This window comes from Acetomicrobium sp., from assembly GCF_059026225.1.
Window position 1 is genome coordinate 331,152 of the sequence record NZ_JBWQOQ010000007.1, and the last position, 19,218, is coordinate 350,369.

A 19,218-nucleotide genomic window follows, 5' to 3' on the forward strand; every position below is an offset into this window, starting at 1 on the left:
AAGGTTCAACTTTTTAAAAAAAGCCCTCAGGTTTTACTGCAATTATCTCATGAAGTTCACTTTGCAAGCTCAAAGGGCCAGCCCTCTATGCCTCCTTCAAGGACAAATACCTTCTCAAATCCACGGCGACGAAGGATGGAGTAAGCATCCCAGCCTCTCACGGAAATCTTGCAATATGTGACGATATCGCGATCTTTGGGAAGCTCAGAAGCTTTCTCCCATAGAAGACCTAGTGGAATGTTAACACAATCGTAGGGAAGTTGACCCTGAGTTATGATTTCTTCCGGAGTCCTGACGTCAACACACAAAGGATTCCAACCTTCTTCAATTTTTTCCTTCAGTTCTAAGGGGCTTACTGACCTCATGAGGTTGTCCATCTTGTTTTTTAACGCGTTCGCAGCATGCGTCACGGGATCCAAAGCAGTTGAATAGGGTGGAGCGTAAGCCACATCGGTATTTCCAAGCATGTCAATTGTTAGACCGCCAGTCACTGCCGTGACCAGGATATCCAGTCGCTTATCGGCACGACCCTTGCCAAAAAAACTTGCGCTCCCAAAACACGACGAGTTTTCTTATCGGCAACCAGTCTGATGGTAATCAAGGCGGAGTTGGGCATAAAATGAGGAATATCCGAATTTACGATAGTTACCGCCTCAGCGTCATATCCCTCTTTGATTGCCTCTTCTTTAGTGAGGCCTGTTTTTCCTATGGTGTACTCGAAGGCCCTCATTATCGCCGTTCCGGCAACTCCAGGGAAGGTTGACGGTATTCCCGCTATGTTATCGGCAATAACCCGGCCCTGCCTGTTTGCAACCGAACCCATTGGTTGCCACGTTTTCCGACCCGTCAAGATATGATTGACCTCTACGCAGTCACCGCCGGCGTAAATATCGGGGTCATTAGTTCTCATGTGTTCATCTACGAGGATTCCGCCACTTTTTCCGATCTCCAACCCCGCATCCTTAGCAATAGCCGTATTTGGGCGCACGCCAACCGCCATGAGCACCATATCCGCGGGTATTTCCCTCTTATCGGTCTTGACCGATTTTTAACTTCTCCGTTATGGCCAACTATCTCTAAAACCCTTTCTTCACCGTAGAAATGGACCCCTTTGGATTGAAGCGCTTTTAAAAGGTATCTGCCAAAGGCGGGATCAATCATCGCAGGCAGAGGTCTGTCGAGAATATCGACAACGGACACCTCAAGGCCCCGATTGCAAAGTGCTTCGACGACCTCCATGCCTATGAGGCCTCCGCCAATGATGACGGCACGTTTTACCTTGCCGCTATCTATGGCCGCTCTCATGGCTAATGCATCGGACATGGTCCATAAGGTAAAAACCTCTGGTAAATCAGAACCGGGCAAAGGAAGCCTTATGGGTGAAGCACCTGTCGCGATGACCAGCTTATCGTAGGAAAAGTTCTTTTCCTGGCCGGAAGTAAGGTCAACAGCTATAACATTGTGGTTTTTTCTATCTATTTTAGTAGCCATATGACTGGTATGAACATTGATGTGTTTTACCTTTCTAAAAAAGTTTTCGTCCCTTACAATTCCTATATTGGCGTGGTCATCAAATCGCTGTATTCTTTCACCACACCACCTACATAGAAGGGAAGGCCACAACCTGCATAACTCAAATATTTACCCTTCTCTAAAATCGTGACTTCAGCTTCGGGATCGATCCTCATAAGCCGTGCTGCCGTCTTTCCGCCACAAGCAACGCCACCTATGATTAAAACTTTCTTACCCATTTAAACTCACTCCTTGAAGATTTTTTAAAAAATGCATTACCCCCTATGGTATTATTAAATTTAGCGCAATAGGGTAACCATTGTCAAGTGAAAAGCAACTCATGGGGTTAAAAACATGAATAATCTAAGCTCTGGATATCAATAGGTGCGGATTTCCCTGCTGGCTATTGAGGTTTTAGTTTTAGTGAGAAATTGTTTCTCTTGCTTCATTTAATTTCAAGATCCTATCTACCCTAAAGGTCCTCTCGTCATTGCGGGCGTTGCAGAAGGCTCTCATTCCTATATACTTTTTGCCTCTGTATTCCATTTCCCCAACTTCGTGCGGCCATACAATTCTTTCGCTTTTTTCGTTATTTGGCTTTAAGTAAACGATTTCCAAAGGTTGATCTTCAACGATGGCTTTTCTTATAAGATCAATCTTTTCCTCCAAAGATAGTGCTTCTTCTGACTTGTCATACTGACATTTAGTCAAAAAGCGCACGACGTTCCAGTCCATCCATATGTGTTCCTTTTTGATCGGCCTCTTTAGGATTATCCCATCCAGACAAGTGCATCGACTTAAGGCCACATAAACTTGGCCGTGAGCGAAGGCGCCTCGCCCAATATCTATGATTACCTTGTCAAAGGTCTTTCCTTGGCTTTTGTGAATGGTAACGGCCCAGGCTAGCATTATCGGGTACTGCGTGAACTTACCGATCGTTTGAGATTGCAACTTATCTCCATCGACGTAAAGGTGGAAGATCTCCCAGGTGTGAGGCGTTATCTCTACCTCTCTGCCATCAGAAAGCTCTGCTACAATGACGTATTCTTTCTTGTCCTCAAACTCTAGGACGTCCTCGTAAATATCAATAATTCTTCCAATGCTTCCGTTTACCCACCTGCCAAGTGAGTCGTTGTTTAAAAGCATGATCTGAGCTCCAACTTTTACCTTAAGTTTCGAAGCCGTTGGCAAATAGTCGTTGCTAAATTCGCCCTTGATAGCGCCGTTAAATATATAAGTTTTGCCCTTCAGTTTAGAAAGCTGCTGCTCGTTAATTTCTTCTGCCCCCTTGTTCGTTGTGGTCAAATATACGAAGAATTCATCCGGGTCGGGCTCAAAGTCGGGGACTACGCGGCTGTTTAAAAGCTCCATGTCCTCATCTGTGACGGTCTTATTGCGAATTGCGCCAAGGAGGTCTATGAATTTCTGGTCGTGTTGTCGATATATCTTATCGAGTTCAATGAACTCCATATCCAAGAAATCAAAAACCTTGGCACTGTAAAAATAGGGACTATCATAAAGGGTCTTAAATACCTCTTTTTCGTTTTTTGTAACCACAGGAGGGAGTTGATACAAGTCTCCTATGAAGATCATTTGAATTCCACCAAAGGGCAATTTCTTATCGGGTCCGTTAAGCCTCAAAAATTTGTCCACACAGTCGAGCAAATCTGCTCGAACCATCGACACCTCATCGATGACTATGGTATCAATCTTTTTATAAATATTGCTTGAACCCCTTGATGAGCTGATCTTTTTGATCTTATCAAACGTGACGTTGGGCTTAAACCCAAAGAAAGAATGTATCGTCTGGCCCCTGACGTTTAAGGCGGCTACACCAGTTGGGGCTAAAACTGCCACTTTTTTATTGGTATTTTGCTGAAAATACGACAACAACGTGGACTTTCCCGTACCGGCTCGTCCCGTGATGAAGACATTTTTATTTGAATTTTCCATGAGATCCAATGCCATGCGAAAGCCTTCGTTAATTTCAATCTCTGTCATGTGATTTCAAACCCCTGCCTGCGTTTTTTAAGGCATTCCCAAAATGTTCATTCGCTTCAGGTAAATCATATCATTGTTTAAATCGAAAATTAAGATCCGAATGCTCATTAAGCGCCACCTTTCCAGCTCCTGGGGCGCTTTTTATTGACGCAAAATCGTCAAAGCAATTACAATATAATAAACATATGTCCAAAATTATACGTGCAAGACACTAACTTAAAGCGAAAACTGATCAGCGGCAAATTTACCTAACAATAAATTTTTTAGAAATGATTAAAAGAAATGCTAACAATTGGAGTTGATGTATATATGCCAAGACCACCTAAATTTAGACGTGTCGAGTTTCTTCCGCAAGTAACAGTGTTTAAGCCAACAGGAGTTCCGCTGCGAGAACTCGAGGAGGAAGTATTGGCTGTGGAGGAGTTAGAGGCCATTCGCCTTAAAGACCTTTTGGGATTGGAACAAGAAGAATGCGCGGAGAGGATGAAAATTTCACGGCCCACATTTCAAAGGGTGCTCGTCTCGGCCAGACAAAAGATAGCAAGAGCACTAGTAGAAGGCAGGGCAATTCGAGTAGAAGGCGGAAATTACAAAATAGCTTTTCGTCCCCGCAGATGTAAATCCTGCGACTTTGAGCTTGAGGCCCTCGCTGACACTGAAGGAAATGCTAGTGAAATGAGATGCCCGCGATGTGGTGCCCGCCATGTGCGCCTTGCTGACGAGGCCAGAGACGTCAAAGATGTCCCGAGGGGCCGCCATGGCAGAGGCTGGCGCCAAGAGTAAAGAAAAAACACCTCCAAAGCTTCCAGATAAAAGATTTAAGAATTATTTTTTAAAGTTATTGACATATGTTCATAACTACTATATATTTGTTATGAACATATGACCATTTTCCACCTTACGCCACAACGAAAAGGGAGGTGTAAGAGAATGCCAAGAGGCGATAGAACAGGTCCAGCAGGCATGGGCGCAATGACCGGGAGGGCTGCCGGCTATTGTGCAGGCTATCCGGTACCGGGATACATGAACCCCTATTGGTGTCGAGGTGCAGGCTTTAGGGGGGGACTTAGGCGTGGTTGGGGAGCTGGGTTTGGTCGAGGCAGAGGCTGGAGACGAATGTACTATGCAACCGGGTTGCCGGGTTGGGCTAGGGCTTATTACCCTTATTACCACGGATGGATGGCTCCGTATCCTGAAGAGATTCCCCAAGATGTAGCTGCGGCCGAAGAGGAAACGGCCTTCTTAAAACAACAAGCGGAACTTCTGAAAAGTGAGCTCAAGGCCATCGAAAAACGTCTGGAAGAATTGTCCTGTGTCAAAGGTGAAGAGGCAGAAGGAGATAAGTAACGTAAAAGCAGGGACAGCATTTGAAAAGTTTTCGAATGCTGTCCCTGCTTCACTAATATTAAAGCGAACTAAGAAGGGCAAATCGTCTAAAGGAGATGAAATCAAGATGAAACTGGCAGTTACCGCACAGGGCAAGGACTTAGATGCGGCTTTAGATCCGCGCTTTGGCAGATGTCAGTACTTTATCATCATCGATCTGGACGCAGGAAAACACGAAGCGGTCGTCAATAAATATGCGACTGAAGCTGGCGGTGCAGGCATTCAAAGCGCCCAGCTTCTCGCAGATTACGGGGTCGATGTCCTTGTAACGGGCAAGGTGGGTCCAAAGGCAGCGCGCGCTCTCAAAGAGGCCGGCATTGAAGTCTATGCCATGACCTCGGGCAGGGTGCGCGAGGCAGTTGAAGCGTATAAAGAAGGCAAACTTACGAGAGCGTAGTGTGATAATTACAAGATTTAAAAAAATTAAAGTCTTTTGTTCTAATTTAACAATTAGCAATATCATCAAAATCTTAGGATAACCGGGAGGTTGACAGAATATGAAGATCGCAGTGGCAACGGATGGTTCTATGGTAGCCGCACACTTCGGACGATGTCCGGAATATTCGATATTTACTTTGGACGATGGAAAAATAACGGATAAAGTTGCGATCCAAAACCCCGGGCATGAACCTGGTTTTTTGCCAGAGTACCTTTCTAAACTCGGGGTCACATGCGTAATTGCCGGCGGCATGGGTTCAAAAGCCCAAAAGCTATTTGCTGAAAAAAATATCCAAATCGTGACGGGAGTTTCTGGACCTGTCACCGAGGTAGTGAACTCATATCTGGCTGGATCGCTTCAGTGTGGCCCCAGCCTTTGTGAACACGGAAAACATCACAAAGGGTGTGTCTAACACGTCGTGCCCTACAAATCTCATTACCATGGATCAGGGCTGGTGAACGTCACAAGTCTTATCCTTGCATGATTCAGCATTAGCTCGTGCAATCAATAAGGTTTGGATGCAGATCAGTTAACGATTAATTTGAAGCGATGGAGATGGACGATGATCATAACGGTAGCAAGTGGAAAAGGTGGAACAGGCAAGACCACCGTGGCGGTAAATCTTGCTTTGACTCTCGAAAATATCTTATCCGTGCAAATTTTGGATTGCGACGTGGAGGAACCAAACGTGCACTTGTTCCTTCATCCCGAGTTTAAATATTCAGAAATCGTCACCCTTCCCGTGCCGGCAGTTGACCAAGGCAAATGCGTTGGGTGCGGTAAGTGCAGCGAAATCTGCGCTTTTAACGCAATCATCGTCCTTGGAACCAAAGTAGTGATTTTCCCCGAGCTCTGCCATGGGTGTGGAGGCTGTAGTCGTTTTTGCCCTGAAGGCGCTATATCCGAAAACCCCAGGGAGATAGGCGGCATAAAAGGCGGGTGGGCGGGCCAAATTGGATTCATTCAAGGAAGGCTAAATGTAGGAAACCCACTGGCTCCTACAGTGATAAATGCGGTAAAGAAAAGGGGCAAAACTTCCCAAGCTGACGTTGCCATCATCGATGCACCGCCAGGGACAACTTGTTCAGTGGTTGCGTCGCTTAAAGATTGCGATTTTTGCATCTTAGTCACGGAGCCAACGCCTTTTGGACTTAATGACCTCATTTTGGCTGTAGACGTGGCAAGGCATCTGCAAATTCCCTTTGGAGTAGTAATTAACCGCGCAGACCTAGGCAACAAAGACATATTAAATTATTGTGAGGGAGAGGAAATACCCATATTGGCGCAAATACCATTTGATCGAAGGTATGCAGCCTGTTATGCCAGGGGAGGGCGACTTGTAGAGGAGTTTCCTGAATTAAAAGAAGCTTTCAAGGAGCTTTGGGAAAGGATTTGTGCTTTAGCTAAATATGACCCGATTGATAAAGGGGCCATCCATTAAGTCTAGACGGCATGAGGCCGAAGGGATGATATGAAAGTGAAAGAATTGCTGGTTGTAAGCGGCAAAGGCGGAACCGGGAAGACTTCAATAGTTGGGAGCTTTGCAGTTTTAGCCAAAGATAAAGTGCTCGCCGATTGCGATGTAGATGCAGCCGACCTGCATCTTTTGCTTAAACCCTATATAAGACAAACCAAGGAATTCTATGGCTCCAAAAAACCCATGATTGACTACGGAAAGTGTAACGGCTGTGGCATTTGCGTTGAAAGCTGTCGCTTCGAAGCCATTGACAAGATTAATGCCTCTAGTGACAGCAAGGTCGAGATCGATCTCATTTCCTGCGAAGGTTGTGGTGTATGTTTTTGGGCTTGCCCAAAGGATGCAATAACTTTGAAAGACCACCTTTCAGGTCACTGGTTCATCTCAGATACATCTTTTGGCCCCCTAGTTCACGCCAGGATGACACCGGGTGAGGAAAACTCGGGCAAGCTGGTGACCCAAGTACGACGTGAAGCACAATTAATAGCCAAAAGTCAGGGGTTAAGCTGCATAATTACTGACGGCCCTCCAGGCATAGGATGTCCCGTGATAGCATCCATCTCAGAAATAGATCTGGCCCTCATCATTACAGAACCCACTGTGGCCGGCATCCATGATTTTAAAAGGTTGCTTGAATTGATAAGGCACTTCAAAGTAAAAGCCTTAGTTTGTATCAACAAGTATGATCTGGACGAAAAAAAGTCAGAGGAGATAGAACATTACTGTCATGGCGAAGGAATAGATCTCGCTGGAAAGATTCCCTTCGACGAAGAAGTAGTAAAAGCTCTTTCGAAGGGAATGCCTCCAATAGCGCCGACAGCGCATGTTTTCGAACATTCTAGGCACAACGAAGGAAAGGCTTCAAAAGCAATACGTGAACTTTGGGCAAAAGTATCAACTTACCTTGAGTAATCACAAATAGGAGGATGAGAAACAATGCATATCAACACCGAGGGCGATCAAATTACAAACAACTTTGAATCCAGTCCGGTGACCGATAAGTTACCCCAAGGACAGTTTAGTAACGTTCGCCATGTCATAGCGATAATGAGCGGGAAGGGCGGCGTTGGAAAATCGTCAGTTACGGCTCTTCTTGCCACCACTTTTGCGCGGCAAGGTTATAAAGTCGGCGTACTCGACGCAGACATAACCGGGCCTAGCATACCAAAGGTGTTCGGAATTAAGGAGAAGGCCAAGGGAAATGAGTTTGCTATATTTCCGGCAGTAAGTGATATATTTAAAATTCCCATAATGTCGATCAATCTTCTCCTCTCGCAGGAAGATGACCCCGTAGTATGGCGAGGTCCGCTAATTTCAAACGTCGTAAGGCAATTTTGGACTGATGTCAAATGGGGAGATTTAGACTTTTTATTTGTAGACCTTCCGCCCGGCACGGGGGATGCACCGCTTACAGTCATGCAGTCTTTGCCGCTTGACGGCATCGTGATCGTTTCGTCACCACAAGATCTTGCTATAATGGTAGTGAAAAAGGCTATTAAAATGGCAAGAATGTTGCAAATCCCTATTTTAGGCCTTGTTGAAAACATGAGTTACGTCATATGTCCACACTGTGGCCAAAAATACGAAGTCTTCGGCACAAGCAAAGGTCAGACCGTTTCTAAAGCCATAAAGATCCCACTTCTCACCCAATTGCCGATTGATCCTAAACTTTCGGAATTGTGCGATAAAGGTCGCATTGAAGATTACAACCCTGAAGGTTTCAACGGTATTGTTGACATTATTACAAAGCACTTCAAAGGATCTGAAAAAATAAATTCAAATGAGCCTAAATCGCAATCACACTAATGCGACCCATTGTAATATTAAATTTCAAAAATCCTGTTCAAGCATTAAACTTCATTATCTAAACTAAATAAATGCAATAGTGGTGTTTTATTTTAAAAACAGAGGAGGTAAAAAAGACAAATTATTAAAAGTGGTTAAAGGCGCAACCAAAGAGGACCAAGAAATAGGAGAAGGCAAAGGAGGTGTGACAAGTGTATAGGGAAATTTTTTCATCCATTGCAGCTGTGAATACCTTCGTTGAAAACGAGACCAGTGATCGGCTTGAGGCGTTGACAAAGGGACACGGCATGTTGAACCTCGCCGTGTACAGCGTGGCTAATGCAATAGTCACTGAAATTTTAAGTGGGAGAAGCATAAAACTGTCTGACGCGAACCTGGAAGAGCTTCCCGTTGATATCATCATGGACAAGGGGATAAAAGCTGCAAAAGATGCCGGGGCTGACGCTGCGAACGCTGCCTTGATCGTAGCAGCTTTCTTAAACCTTGCCGGGACTGCTTCCAGGGCCGGCGTTCCCGCAGGTAACAGAAAACTCGGTTCAATGGCAAGGATAAAAGCAGGTGCCTGCCGTGCCGGCGTCCAAGCTATTCCTACATCGAAGCTTAGTAATAAGGTTTCCGGCTTTCCTGCAGTAAAAGCTCTTTACGATGCCATAGAGGAGGGAAGGGTCTGTCGCTTCAGCGGAGTTGATGTCCCGCCCTTTGTAGCTGGAGGTGCGGTTTACGGTCACAGCGTTCTTGGAGAAGACATGATTTACTTCGACCTCGCTAAGAATGGGACTAAGGTGGCTGTAGATGCGATGTTCAAGGCCTATCAAGGTGTAGGAATCAATCCCAACCCCTGGCTTTCTGCTGCAATTGCCGCTGCTGCTGTTTTGGAGATCGTAAATCCCGACGGCATGATTGGAGAAGATTACGGAGAATTTTTTGTTCATGGAGTTGGATACCTTGTCGGTAAGCATGCATCCGAAGCTGCAGGTCTACCAGAGAAGCTCCACATGAGGGGGACTAACAAGGAATACGATACGGCAACGCTCATAGGAGATATAGGGATGATTTTAAAGGATGTAGGGGCACCGACCGTTGTAGGAATGATGACGTTAAACGAAATGATGGCATGTTTCCAAGAAGGCCCGATGATCGGTGCAGGTTTCGGAGCTGGTCCCGTTAATCCACCCCTTGCTCACCTCGTAAGCGATAGCGTCGTTGCTGCAATGAAATTGATAGAAACGGGCGGTGACGAAGAAGCTGCAGCAGATATGATTCGCGAAATGAAATTAAACGAGTGGATCGATCCAGAAATTTCGGCCGCTTCAGCCAATATGGTAGCTCGCAAAGCGGAACAGATCATTAGGGGACCTGTTACAAATGTGGTTATCAAAGCAACCCAAGGAATTCGCAACAACATGGAATTCCGTATAGCTAAATACACCTGGGACGGCTTGCAAGCGGGCAAATCACTTGAGGACATCTGTTGTGAGCTCGATACCAAGAGGAAAGAAAAGGTAGAGGAAAGAACGGGGATGTTGCTTGGTGGCATGTTCGGAAAAGAAATAACCATCAAATTCACCAAAATTGCAGGGGGTGCTCGCAGAAGTCATCCCTTCGCAAAAACGTTCTGGGGATTTGACGCTGATATCGATTGTACAGTAACCGTCGACGGAAAAGAGTATAAAATTGAAGGCCTTTCACACAAAGTTGCCCCTGACGTGATACTGAACAAAAAATCAGAATGGTCTCTTCCCGTAACAGTAGCTTCTGTTGCGGCGCAGGAGCTTATGTACATCGGCTGTTGTACCGTTAACGTGGTCATCCCTGCAGCAATAGCGGCAACAGCGGGCAAGTTGAGCTGGGAGGAGGCAGGAGAACTAGCAGAAAAGGGTGCTTACATTACTCGCGCAATTCCCGGAGGCAAGGAGACAGCGCAGAGAGCGGCTAAATTAGCCATCCGCATTATGCAAGACATGAAAGATATGTAGGAGCTTTAACCATATGCCTTTTGAGAGCTTTTGAGAGGGGGTCCCAATGCCCCCTCTCCTTTACGGTAAAAAGGGGGAGACCTATGCTGATTCTTGTCAATACCGATAACATTTCGGGAGAAAGTTTACCATATCTAATTGACGGCCTGATGGATCGGGGGGCATCGAGCGTACATGCTGTCCCGGCAACAACTAAAAAAGGGCGGAACGAGTTTTTGTTTTTTATTGACATGCCTGAAGCTTGCCTCAAAGAAATAAGCGCCTTTCTTGCCTTAGAGCTGGATACGTTAGGCTTGCGAATTATTGAGCAAAAACATTTGTCCTTTGGACCAACAAGTGCCCTGACTATTCGCATTTATCACAAAGATTTCCCTGAACGCTTTTTCGAGGTCAGGGTAAAGGAATTGTTTGATGAATTCGGTGAAACCATATCTTGCAAGGCTGAATACGAAGACCTAAAGCAAGCAATGCATTTCTTTGAAGATGTAACGTCGATATCTTTTAAAAACATGAAATCCGCAGTGGAACTTGCGGGCATGTCCCGCGAAGATATTCAAATCGGGGAAATGATATTTTGTCTTTTATCATAGTAAAGACATCCTAAGCAAGGACAAAATCTTAGTATGATGCAGGATTCCCTATAGTCTCCTTGACTACTAAGTATTACGATTTATAATAAACGTAACACTAACTTAGGAGACACATGACATGCTCGATAAACCGATCATCGATTCATACAAGTCCTATACACGTCACCGTAATGGAGTTTTTGTTGTCCTCATTGTGGCGTTGGTGCTTACGAGCGCGATTTCCCTTTCTTTGGGCTCTTCAAAAATGAGTCTTGCAGACTTAGTAAGTGCTTTGTTAGGCAATGAAGAGAGTACCAACTCAACGATAATATGGCATATCCGTTTTCCCAGGATAATTGGAGCTGTTCTGGCGGGATGGGCATTGGCCATGAGTGGAGTAGTTCTTCAGTGCATTTTACACAATCCCCTGGCTTCCCCTTACACTCTTGGAATCTCCCAAGGCGCAGCCTTTGGCGCTGCCTTGGCCATTACCGTCATCGGTTTTAAACCTACCGAGGTAAATCTCTCGATATTAAACTCTCTTTCGTTGGGAATTGGGTTTTTCGCCTTTTTAGGAGCTTCTGCGACAACCTGGGTTATTTTGATATTAAGCCAAAAAAGAAAACTATCTTCTGAGGCTATAATACTGTCCGGCGTTGCCCTTTCCGCGCTTGCATCTGCCGGTACTATGATGATCCAGTATTTTGCAAGTGACATAGAGGTGGCTTCTATCGTCTTTTGGACCTTCGGCGACGTCAGTCGTGCTTCATGGAAGGATCTGTTCTTGGTGACAATTTTTTTATTACCGTCTTTCATTTACTTCATGCTCAATCGATGGAACATGAATGCCATTACGGAAGGCACCGAGGTCGCCAAAACCCTTGGAGTAAATGCCGGAAAGGTAATAAAAATAAGCATTATGCTTGCAGCTCTCGTTACATCTTTGGTCGTAGCCACCTTTGGCGTCATTGGTTTCATAGGACTGGCGGCACCTCATATAACCCGCTTATTGGTTGGCGGGGATCACAGACATCTTTTGCCTCAATCCTGCATCATAGGAGCACTTCTGCTACTCGTCTCGGACACCATCGCTCGAAACATCTTATCCCCTGTCGTGCTACCAGTGGGGATAATCACATCCTTTATGGGAGCACCCCTGTTTTTGTACATGCTTATGAAAAGGAGGTAATCGAAAATTTTAAAAACTAAGGATGTCTCTTTTGCGTATAGTAAAGAAATTGTACTGCAGGGAGTCAGCATCGAAGTCACGTCATGCTCTATATTGGCAGTAATTGGGATGAACGGCTCGGGTAAATCAACATTGCTTAAATGTTTAAACGGCCTGCTCAAACCGAGATCTGGCATAGTGATATTGGATGGAAAAAACTTAAACAAAATGAAATGCGAGGAGATCGCAAAACATGTAGGTTATGTACCGCAGCGTTATCACGAAGGCGATCTCACGGTTTTTGATGCTGTGTTGTTGGGACGAAAACCACATATCTACTGGTCTCCTTCGGACTATGACTTCAATGTTGTCAACTGTGCACTGCAAGCGATGGAAATAGAAAGATACGCGCTTCGTTCCGTAAGAGAGCTATCAGGTGGAGAAATTCAACGAGTAATGTTAGCAAGAGCAATAGCTCAAGAACCAAAAGTGCTTTTGCTTGATGAACCTACAAGTAGCCTTGATCTGTATCATCAAATTGAGGTAATGAATTTGCTTTACATGATGGCGAAGGATATGGGAATGGCAATTATATTCTCCATGCACGACATTAATCTCGCCTTGCAATTTGCTGACAGGTTTTTGTTGCTAAAGGAGGGTAAAGTTTATGCTTACGGCGGTCTTGAGATAATAACTCCTCAAAATATAGAAGATGTATTCAAGGTAGAAGTGAGGTTGACGCAAATAGGCGATCATATCATTGTGACGCCTCTATCGAAGTCAAAAAATAATTTTTACTTCGCCAAAAATATGAATCTGGGGGCTTAAAGATGATTCAAAAATTTTGCAAAAAGAGTTTTTTAATACTGGTCTTGGCAATATTTGCCGGTTCATTTTGGGCAACGGACCATGCCAGAGGAGAGGCGGTAACGATTGAGGATATGGCGGGTCGATCCGTGTCAATCGAAGGTTCTGTCCAGAGAATCGTTTGTGCAGGGCCCGGAGCGCTCCGTCTAATAACATACATGAATGTACAAGACAAGGTCGTGGGAGTGGAGGAGATGGAAAAAGATCCAACGGGACGTCCTTATGCATACGCTAATCCTTCATTCAAGACGCTTCCAGTCATTGGCCCAGGGGGACCTGCAACCATAAATCAAGGTCCGGATCCGGAAGCAACTTTAAATTGCAATCCTGATTTAATATTTATAACTTATATGCAAAAAAACAACGCCGATAGGCTTCAGGCTAAGCTTGGCATTCCAGTAGTCGTGTTATCTTACGGAGACGAGACGGTATCCGAAGAAACTGTATATCGCTCCTTCGGCCTGATAGGGCGTATCATGGACAATTCCAGGAGAGCGGATGACCTCGTTAAATTTTTCGAGGATATGAAAAAAGACCTGTCAGATCGTACAAAAGGTTTCGCCCAAGAGGCCCCTTCGGTTTATGTCGGCGGAATCGGACACAGGGGCGCCCATGGAATCGAAAGTACCTTTAGAAGATACCTTCCTTTCGAGTTTTTAGGGATAAAAAGTGTTGCGAGAAATTTAAAGGGTGAATATGTACTAATTGACAAAGAAATGCTTTTAGTATGGGATCCAGACATAATTTTCGTCGATGGAGGCGGAAGACATCTTGTCGAAGAGGACATTAGAGAAAATCCAGAATTTTATAAAAATTTGTCAGCTTTCAAAGATGGCAGAGTTTATTTGACGTTACCTTATAATTATTACACGACAAATTTGGGTACTTGTTTTGCCAACGCCTACTTTATTGGCAAAGTTGTGATTCCGTCAAACTTTAATGATATAGATCCAGAAAAAAAGGCTGAAGAAATTTATTCGTATCTCTTTGGAGAAGAAAAGAGAATATATACCAAAATGAAAGGGAGCTTTGGGGGATTAGTAGTGTGGCATCCATGATGAACATCAAGGCCTGATAGAAATAATTTGGAGATAATTCTCGATTCCTGTTATTATCGATGTTATTATCAATTGAGCATCTTCGGACAGGAGTTGTTTTTTATGAAGAAGAACGTTCACTGCGGGATATCAATCTCGGGTGGAGGACTTCGCTACGTCGAGCTTAAAAAAGAAGGCACATCCCTGAAATGTAACGCTCGCGCCAAAGTTTTTCTCCCCAAAGAAGTAATACAAATGGAAAGCATCATCGATACAGAGGCCCTATATGTAGCGCTTAAAAAATTAAAGAAAAAGATTGGAAGGTTTGGCAAGGTTAAAGCAGCTTTTGGAATTCCCATGAGGGATAGCCATGAAGGTTTTGTCGATTTTCCTAGGAACATGCCTTTTGACGAAGTGATAAAGTCACTTTACTGGCAATTAGATGAATTCTTCCCGCTTACGGGCGAAAAAGCTTATTACGATGCAGTAAAAATCGATTTTCCCTTTCCTCCTAAAGATTCAAGCCAGAGAGGATCGTTTAGAAAGTACTTAGTAATAGCATCGAGCAAATCCTTTATAGATAAAATCATGAAAGCCATCACGAGAGCAGGTTTTTTTCCTACTGCCTTAGAGCCCACATCGATAGCACTCTTCAGAAGCGCTCTTATATATCCTAAAGGCAGCGAGGGCCTCGCCGATGTACTTGACAGTAAAGAGGGATATTTGTCCTTTTTCCTGGGGGATACTATTTCCCTGATAGCCCTAGGTTACAAGGGTGACGGTATATTTTACAGGCCTGTAATGTTAGGGCGCAAAAGGAACTCAGAATACTTGATTCAAAACATCGTCAAGGAAATCAAATTTACCGTTGATTACCTCAACGGTCATTATCCCTATTTTGGAATAAATCGATTGTTTTTGATCGGCCTGACCAAACTCGCATTAGAGCTACAGGACGCCTTGAAATCTGCCGTGGCGCTTCCTGTAACTTTACTTGATCCCTGGAAAAACTTCCCACTCAAAGAGCGGCCAAGGGGAGGCGGTTGGGAAGCGCCACTGGGTCTGGCGTTAAGGGACATTATATGATTGCCGTAAACAACAAAACGGACGACTTCGGGGGGCGTTTTCGCTTTATTTTTTTTGGCAAGACGATTCGCCCTATTGACAAGACCAGATTATACTTGTAAGATTCATACAACTTGATTTTATAACGTAACGGCGATGAAGCAAGAGGCCGGAGGATAAAGGCGTCAACAGAGATGGGCGTTTACCGAGCTGAGAGGCGCCCTTGGTGCACCGCAAGGCCCAAAGCTTGCGAGAGCTGGCATGGAAAGGCTAAAAAGGCCGGAGTACATGCTCGGGTTGCCTCCGTCAAAGGGCTAACGAGAGGGGCACATTTGTTTTACGAACAAGGGTGTCCAAGAAGGGTGGTACCGCGGGTATAAAAGCTCGTCCCAAATTTGGGACGAGCTTTTTATTATATTCACATACTTGGAGGGATAGATATGTTCAGAGGAACCGGTACAGCACTGATTACACCTTTTAAAAAAGGAAGGGTTGATTTCGAAAGCCTGGAGAGATTGGTGGAGTTTCAAATCAGAAATGGCGTCGATTTCTTAGTGGTACTTGGAACTACAGGGGAGGCAACCACAATCAGCAGCACCGAAAAAAGGAAGATCATCCGATTTTGCGTCGAAAGAGTTGCCGGAAGGATCCCCATCGTGGTTGGCACGGGCTCAAACTGTACGCAAACAACGGTTGAACTGTCGCACGTGGCGCTGTCGCTTGGAGCTGATGCGGTGTTAATTGTTACGCCTTACTACAATAAGCCGCCACAAGATGGATTATATGAACATTATCGAACTGTTGCTTCACGCCTGGGAAGCGGACAAATAATTATTTATAACGTTCCAGGAAGAACAGGCGTAAACATCCTGCCTGAAACTGTTATCAGGCTTGCAGAAATCCCAAACATAGTGGGCATAAAAGAAGCATCGGGCAACCAAGCACAGGTCGATGCGTTAATCAAGAATGTTAAAAGAACGAGGCAGGACTTTGCCGTGCTTTCAGGAAACGACGATCAAGCATTTCATCTGGTAAATGCCGGAGGAGACGGCGTAATTTCCGTCCTTTCAAACGTAGCGCCTAAAGAAACTTCGGATATGATACGCTACACCCTGCAAGGAAAGACAGAGGAAGCGCGTCGCCTGCATCTCCAGCTTTTCCCTTTGATGAAAGGTCTATTTTGCGAAACTAACCCGATTCCCGTAAAATATGCAGCGAGCAAGCTCGGGTTGTGTCGAAATGAACTGCGGCTTCCCTTGATTCCGGCTTCACCTAAGGCAATGGCTGAGGTAGATGGGGCCATGGAAGAAGGAGGGATACTTTCATGCGTTATGGTTTAATCGGAGCCACGGGTCGGATGGGTCAAGAAATCAGGAAGGCTTTCGAGGGTCATACTTTATGTCTAACAGTGAGTACCCATGAAACTTGGAATGACGAAACGAGGCCTGAAGTGATCGTCGATTTCTCGCACAGAAGCTCTTTGCCCGATACGATAGAACTTTGCAAAAAGCACGAATCGGCTCTGGTCATAGGTACAACAGGGCTAAACGATGAAGACTTCTTAATGTTAAAAGAACTTGCGAGGAAAGTCCCGGTCATACAAAGTTATAACTTTTCCTTCGGAGTTAACGCCTTAAAGATCATACTAGCAAGTTACTCAAAACTTTTTGAGGACTGGGACTTAGAAATCGTAGAGGCACACCACAACAAGAAAAAAGATGCCCCATCGGGAACGGCCATAATGCTTCAAAATGCCGTAGGAAAGCCTTGTTCCATGCATTCCTTGAGAATTGGAGGCTTGCCCGGGGACCATAGTGTTATCTTTGCAAATGAAGGAGAGATCCTTTCCTTCAATCATCGAGCCATATCAAGAAGCGTCTTCGCCTATGGTGCCTTGAAGGCCGCAGAATTTGCATTGACTGTTAATGATGGTTTTTATACCTTTGAGGAGGTCTTGCAATGCAAGCTCAAGAAATAATTAAACTCATAAGCGAATCAAAAAAGACGACTCCTTCCATTGCTTTCGTAGCTGGGGATCTTCGAGATCTTGATTGGGGCGACTTGCACTTCGTTGGCAGTTTTGACTTTGGGGTTTTAATTGGCGATTATAAGGAGATAAAAAGGGCAAGAGATAAAAACAAAGACCGCATTCGAGATTTTCACGTTGAGGTAAGGGCTCGAAACTCGGCTATTCCCTTAGCTGACCTTACTAAATACGATGCTCGCATAGAACCTGGGGCGATAATACGGGACATGGTCGAAATAGGCAGGGGCGTTGTGATAATGATGGGCGCCGTGATAAACATAGGAGCCGTCATAGGGCCTGGCACAATGATAGACATGAATGCAGTCATTGGAGGAAGGGCCATTATAGGATCCAACTGTCACATAGGAGCAGGCACAGTCATAGCGGGTGTTATAGAACCGCCAAGCGCCACCCCTGTAGTAATAGAAGATAACGTGTTAATCGGGGCAAATGCCGTCATTTTAGAAGGAGTCAAAGTCGGAAAGGGTGCTATAGTTGGCGCAGGTTCCATCGTAACGAAAGACGTGCCTGAAAATACTGTCGTCGTTGGAGCACCGGCACGTATCGTCAAGAGAGTAGACGAAAACGTCGCCGATAAAAGTAAGATCGTTGAGGATTTGAGGAATCTATAAATAAAAACGTGGAGGGATCTTTCATTGATCGTACAAAAATATGGCGGATCATCGGTCGCAACGGTCGAAAAAATAAAAAGGGTAGCAGAAAAGATAAAAAGGGTCATCCAAGAAGGAGAAAAGGTATGCGTTGTGGTCTCTGCCATGGGAAAGACCACGGACGAGCTCATATCTTTGGCAAAAAAGATAAGCAGCACCCCAGAACCGCGCGAACTCGATATGCTTCTGTCAACCGGCGAACAGGTGACGGCAGCGTTACTTTCCATTGCGCTAAACGACTTGGGCGTACCTTCCGTCTCTTTAAATGCCCTTCAATTGGAAATGATAACGACACCCGATTTCAACAACGCACGCATAATCGATATAAATACGGAAAAGCTGATGGAAGAATTTAAGACAAATGACGTCATCGTTGTGACCGGGTTTCAGGGCATCACTGACTTCAAAGATGTGACCACCCTTGGACGGGGCGGTTCTGACACGTCAGCTGTCGCTATAGCCGCGAAGTTAAATGCTAAGTGTGAAATCTATAGCGATGTACCTGGTATATTTGCCTGTGACCCCAGGGTAGTGCCTTCAGCTAAAAAGCTATCCTACATAACGTACGATGAATTGATGGAGCTGGCATCCATGGGCGCAAAAGTTATTCATTTCAGAGCTGTTGAAATAGCTAAGAAATTTAATGTAGAGCTTTACTCTGCTTCCACACATTCCAATGAAAGGGGGACTTACGTGGTGAACACCTTACCAGAGTGGTTGGAACAACCAGTTGTTACTGGCGTTGCGATGGACAAAAATCAAAGAAAGTTTGTCATTAACCCATTGCCCGGGGGACAAAAGGCTCAGGTTCATCTATTCATGACCTTGGCTTCCCAAAACATAAATTTAGACATGATCTCCATGATCAAGAATAACGGCAATATCTGTTTATCCTTTACCGTTGCAGATGATGTAAGCGAAAGTGTGCGCAAAACTGTGAAACATATTTTATCCGAATATGGTGAATGCGCGCTTGTCGAAGACGATGAGGTGGCCAAGATAACGGCCGTAGGCGTAGGAATAGACTCAACCCCAGGGGTGGCAGCGAGATTTTTTGCTGCCCTTGACAAAGAGGGAATAAAGTTGCTTGGCACGAGCACCTCCGAGATAAAAATATCAACATTAGTTCCAAGAAGCAATGCAGAAAAGGCCGCAAAGGCAGTCTCCGAAGAGTTTGACCTGGCTTGAAAGCTCGGGATAAATATTGCCTTTAAAAAA

The 19,218-nt window shown here is 44.9% G+C and carries 22 protein-coding genes; 17 read left to right on the plus strand and 5 right to left on the minus strand.

Annotated elements, in window-relative coordinates:
- Positions 1-56 precede the first annotated feature (56 nt).
- From AC5SXE_RS05945 to AC5SXE_RS05965, 5 genes are all read right to left on the minus strand, one after another.
- Positions 57-467, minus strand: coding sequence for a rhodanese-like domain-containing protein (locus AC5SXE_RS05945; protein ID WP_493916907.1), 411 nt, complete (start codon positions 465-467; stop codon positions 57-59).
- Positions 468-487: 20 nt separating this feature from the next.
- A complete protein-coding gene (locus AC5SXE_RS05950) occupies positions 488-1,009 on the minus strand; it encodes an FAD-dependent oxidoreductase (RefSeq protein WP_493916908.1) in 522 nt (173 codons plus the stop codon).
- Positions 919-1,491, minus strand: coding sequence for an FAD-dependent oxidoreductase (locus tag AC5SXE_RS05955; protein ID WP_493916909.1), 573 nt, complete (start codon positions 1,489-1,491; stop codon positions 919-921). Before AC5SXE_RS05955 ends, AC5SXE_RS05950 begins: the two co-directional genes overlap by 91 nt.
- Before the next feature lie 62 nt (positions 1,492-1,553).
- Positions 1,554-1,751: a hypothetical protein gene (locus AC5SXE_RS05960; RefSeq protein WP_493916910.1), complete on the minus strand. Its 198-nt coding sequence runs from the start codon at positions 1,749-1,751 to the stop codon at positions 1,554-1,556.
- A gap of 181 nt (positions 1,752-1,932) precedes the next feature.
- The gene (locus AC5SXE_RS05965) at positions 1,933-3,513 is read right to left on the minus strand and encodes an AAA family ATPase (RefSeq protein ID WP_323720516.1); all 1,581 of its coding nucleotides are present in this window, start codon (positions 3,511-3,513) and stop codon (positions 1,933-1,935) included.
- Positions 3,514-3,822: 309 nt separating this feature from the next.
- Between AC5SXE_RS05965 and AC5SXE_RS05970 the strand changes: the two genes are divergently transcribed.
- The 17 genes from AC5SXE_RS05970 to AC5SXE_RS06050 all read left to right on the plus strand — a co-directional run bounded on the left by AC5SXE_RS05970 (position 3,823) and on the right by AC5SXE_RS06050 (position 19,188).
- Entirely contained in the window at positions 3,823-4,296 is a 474-nt protein-coding gene (locus AC5SXE_RS05970; protein WP_323720515.1) for a DUF134 domain-containing protein, read from the plus strand.
- A gap of 147 nt (positions 4,297-4,443) precedes the next feature.
- The gene (locus tag AC5SXE_RS05975; protein WP_323720514.1) at positions 4,444-4,860 is read left to right on the plus strand and encodes a DUF5320 domain-containing protein; all 417 of its coding nucleotides are present in this window, start codon (positions 4,444-4,446) and stop codon (positions 4,858-4,860) included.
- Positions 4,826-5,296 carry a NifB/NifX family molybdenum-iron cluster-binding protein gene (locus AC5SXE_RS05980; protein ID WP_323720513.1) on the plus strand — a complete coding sequence of 157 codons (471 nt, stop codon included), beginning with the start codon at positions 4,826-4,828 and terminating at the stop codon, positions 5,294-5,296. Before AC5SXE_RS05975 ends, AC5SXE_RS05980 begins: the two co-directional genes overlap by 35 nt.
- A 100-nt stretch (positions 5,297-5,396) precedes the next feature.
- Entirely contained in the window at positions 5,397-5,750 is a 354-nt protein-coding gene (locus tag AC5SXE_RS05985; RefSeq protein ID WP_323720512.1) for a NifB/NifX family molybdenum-iron cluster-binding protein, read from the plus strand.
- Positions 5,751-5,900: 150 nt separating this feature from the next.
- Positions 5,901-6,779: an ATP-binding protein gene (locus AC5SXE_RS05990; RefSeq protein WP_323720511.1), complete on the plus strand. Its 879-nt coding sequence runs from the start codon at positions 5,901-5,903 to the stop codon at positions 6,777-6,779.
- Between the two features lie 30 nt (positions 6,780-6,809).
- Entirely contained in the window at positions 6,810-7,727 is a 918-nt protein-coding gene (locus tag AC5SXE_RS05995; RefSeq protein ID WP_416358705.1) for an ATP-binding protein, read from the plus strand.
- A gap of 24 nt (positions 7,728-7,751) precedes the next feature.
- Positions 7,752-8,621: an Mrp/NBP35 family ATP-binding protein gene (locus tag AC5SXE_RS06000; RefSeq protein WP_303881826.1), complete on the plus strand. Its 870-nt coding sequence runs from the start codon at positions 7,752-7,754 to the stop codon at positions 8,619-8,621.
- Positions 8,622-8,812: 191 nt separating this feature from the next.
- A complete protein-coding gene (locus AC5SXE_RS06005) occupies positions 8,813-10,597 on the plus strand; it encodes a hypothetical protein (RefSeq protein WP_493916911.1) in 1,785 nt (594 codons plus the stop codon).
- 83 nt (positions 10,598-10,680) lie between these two features.
- Positions 10,681-11,187 carry a nickel pincer cofactor biosynthesis protein LarC2 gene (gene larC2 / locus AC5SXE_RS06010; protein WP_493916912.1) on the plus strand — a complete coding sequence of 169 codons (507 nt, stop codon included), beginning with the start codon at positions 10,681-10,683 and terminating at the stop codon, positions 11,185-11,187.
- A gap of 118 nt (positions 11,188-11,305) precedes the next feature.
- Positions 11,306-12,355 (plus strand): FecCD family ABC transporter permease, encoded by a 1,050-nt coding sequence (locus tag AC5SXE_RS06015; protein WP_493916913.1) that lies wholly within the window; start codon positions 11,306-11,308, stop codon positions 12,353-12,355.
- A 54-nt stretch (positions 12,356-12,409) separates the two neighbouring features.
- Positions 12,410-13,162, plus strand: coding sequence for an ABC transporter ATP-binding protein (locus tag AC5SXE_RS06020; protein ID WP_493917290.1), 753 nt, complete (start codon positions 12,410-12,412; stop codon positions 13,160-13,162).
- 2 nt (positions 13,163-13,164) lie between these two features.
- A complete protein-coding gene (locus AC5SXE_RS06025; RefSeq protein WP_493916914.1) occupies positions 13,165-14,259 on the plus strand; it encodes an iron ABC transporter substrate-binding protein in 1,095 nt (364 codons plus the stop codon).
- A gap of 102 nt (positions 14,260-14,361) precedes the next feature.
- Positions 14,362-15,324, plus strand: coding sequence for a type IV pilus biogenesis protein PilM (gene pilM / locus AC5SXE_RS06030; RefSeq protein WP_310849569.1), 963 nt, complete (start codon positions 14,362-14,364; stop codon positions 15,322-15,324).
- 419 nt (positions 15,325-15,743) lie between these two features.
- Positions 15,744-16,643 carry a 4-hydroxy-tetrahydrodipicolinate synthase gene (gene dapA, locus AC5SXE_RS06035; RefSeq protein ID WP_493916915.1) on the plus strand — a complete coding sequence of 300 codons (900 nt, stop codon included), beginning with the start codon at positions 15,744-15,746 and terminating at the stop codon, positions 16,641-16,643.
- The gene (locus AC5SXE_RS06040) at positions 16,628-17,281 is read left to right on the plus strand and encodes a 4-hydroxy-tetrahydrodipicolinate reductase (RefSeq protein WP_493916916.1); all 654 of its coding nucleotides are present in this window, start codon (positions 16,628-16,630) and stop codon (positions 17,279-17,281) included. Before dapA ends, AC5SXE_RS06040 begins: the two co-directional genes overlap by 16 nt.
- Positions 17,263-17,961 carry a 2,3,4,5-tetrahydropyridine-2,6-dicarboxylate N-acetyltransferase gene (gene dapD, locus AC5SXE_RS06045; RefSeq protein ID WP_493916917.1) on the plus strand — a complete coding sequence of 233 codons (699 nt, stop codon included), beginning with the start codon at positions 17,263-17,265 and terminating at the stop codon, positions 17,959-17,961. The genes AC5SXE_RS06040 and dapD overlap by 19 nt, the downstream gene beginning before the upstream one ends.
- 24 nt (positions 17,962-17,985) lie before the next feature.
- Positions 17,986-19,188 (plus strand): aspartate kinase, encoded by a 1,203-nt coding sequence (locus AC5SXE_RS06050; RefSeq protein ID WP_493916918.1) that lies wholly within the window; start codon positions 17,986-17,988, stop codon positions 19,186-19,188.
- Positions 19,189-19,218: the final 30 nt, after the last annotated feature.

Coding starts and splice junctions, on each gene's coding strand:
- AC5SXE_RS05945 (WP_493916907.1), bottom strand. CDS start 467: ATGCTTGGAAATACCGATGTGGCTTACGCTCCACCCTATTCAACTGCT.
- AC5SXE_RS05950 (WP_493916908.1), bottom strand. CDS start 1,009: ATGGTGCTCATGGCGGTTGGCGTGCGCCCAAATACGGCTATTGCTAAG.
- AC5SXE_RS05955 (WP_493916909.1), bottom strand. CDS start 1,491: ATGGCTACTAAAATAGATAGAAAAAACCACAATGTTATAGCTGTTGAC.
- AC5SXE_RS05960 (WP_493916910.1), bottom strand. CDS start 1,751: ATGGGTAAGAAAGTTTTAATCATAGGTGGCGTTGCTTGTGGCGGAAAG.
- AC5SXE_RS05965 (WP_323720516.1), bottom strand. CDS start 3,513: ATGACAGAGATTGAAATTAACGAAGGCTTTCGCATGGCATTGGATCTC.
- AC5SXE_RS05970 (WP_323720515.1), top strand. CDS start 3,823: ATGCCAAGACCACCTAAATTTAGACGTGTCGAGTTTCTTCCGCAAGTA.
- AC5SXE_RS05975 (WP_323720514.1), top strand. CDS start 4,444: ATGCCAAGAGGCGATAGAACAGGTCCAGCAGGCATGGGCGCAATGACC.
- AC5SXE_RS05985 (WP_323720512.1), top strand. CDS start 5,397: ATGAAGATCGCAGTGGCAACGGATGGTTCTATGGTAGCCGCACACTTC.
- AC5SXE_RS05990 (WP_323720511.1), top strand. CDS start 5,901: ATGATCATAACGGTAGCAAGTGGAAAAGGTGGAACAGGCAAGACCACC.
- AC5SXE_RS05995 (WP_416358705.1), top strand. CDS start 6,810: ATGAAAGTGAAAGAATTGCTGGTTGTAAGCGGCAAAGGCGGAACCGGG.
- AC5SXE_RS06000 (WP_303881826.1), top strand. CDS start 7,752: ATGCATATCAACACCGAGGGCGATCAAATTACAAACAACTTTGAATCC.
- larC2 (WP_493916912.1), top strand. CDS start 10,681: ATGCTGATTCTTGTCAATACCGATAACATTTCGGGAGAAAGTTTACCA.
- AC5SXE_RS06015 (WP_493916913.1), top strand. CDS start 11,306: ATGCTCGATAAACCGATCATCGATTCATACAAGTCCTATACACGTCAC.
- AC5SXE_RS06025 (WP_493916914.1), top strand. CDS start 13,165: ATGATTCAAAAATTTTGCAAAAAGAGTTTTTTAATACTGGTCTTGGCA.
- pilM (WP_310849569.1), top strand. CDS start 14,362: ATGAAGAAGAACGTTCACTGCGGGATATCAATCTCGGGTGGAGGACTT.
- dapA (WP_493916915.1), top strand. CDS start 15,744: ATGTTCAGAGGAACCGGTACAGCACTGATTACACCTTTTAAAAAAGGA.
- AC5SXE_RS06040 (WP_493916916.1), top strand. CDS start 16,628: ATGCGTTATGGTTTAATCGGAGCCACGGGTCGGATGGGTCAAGAAATC.
- dapD (WP_493916917.1), top strand. CDS start 17,263: ATGCAAGCTCAAGAAATAATTAAACTCATAAGCGAATCAAAAAAGACG.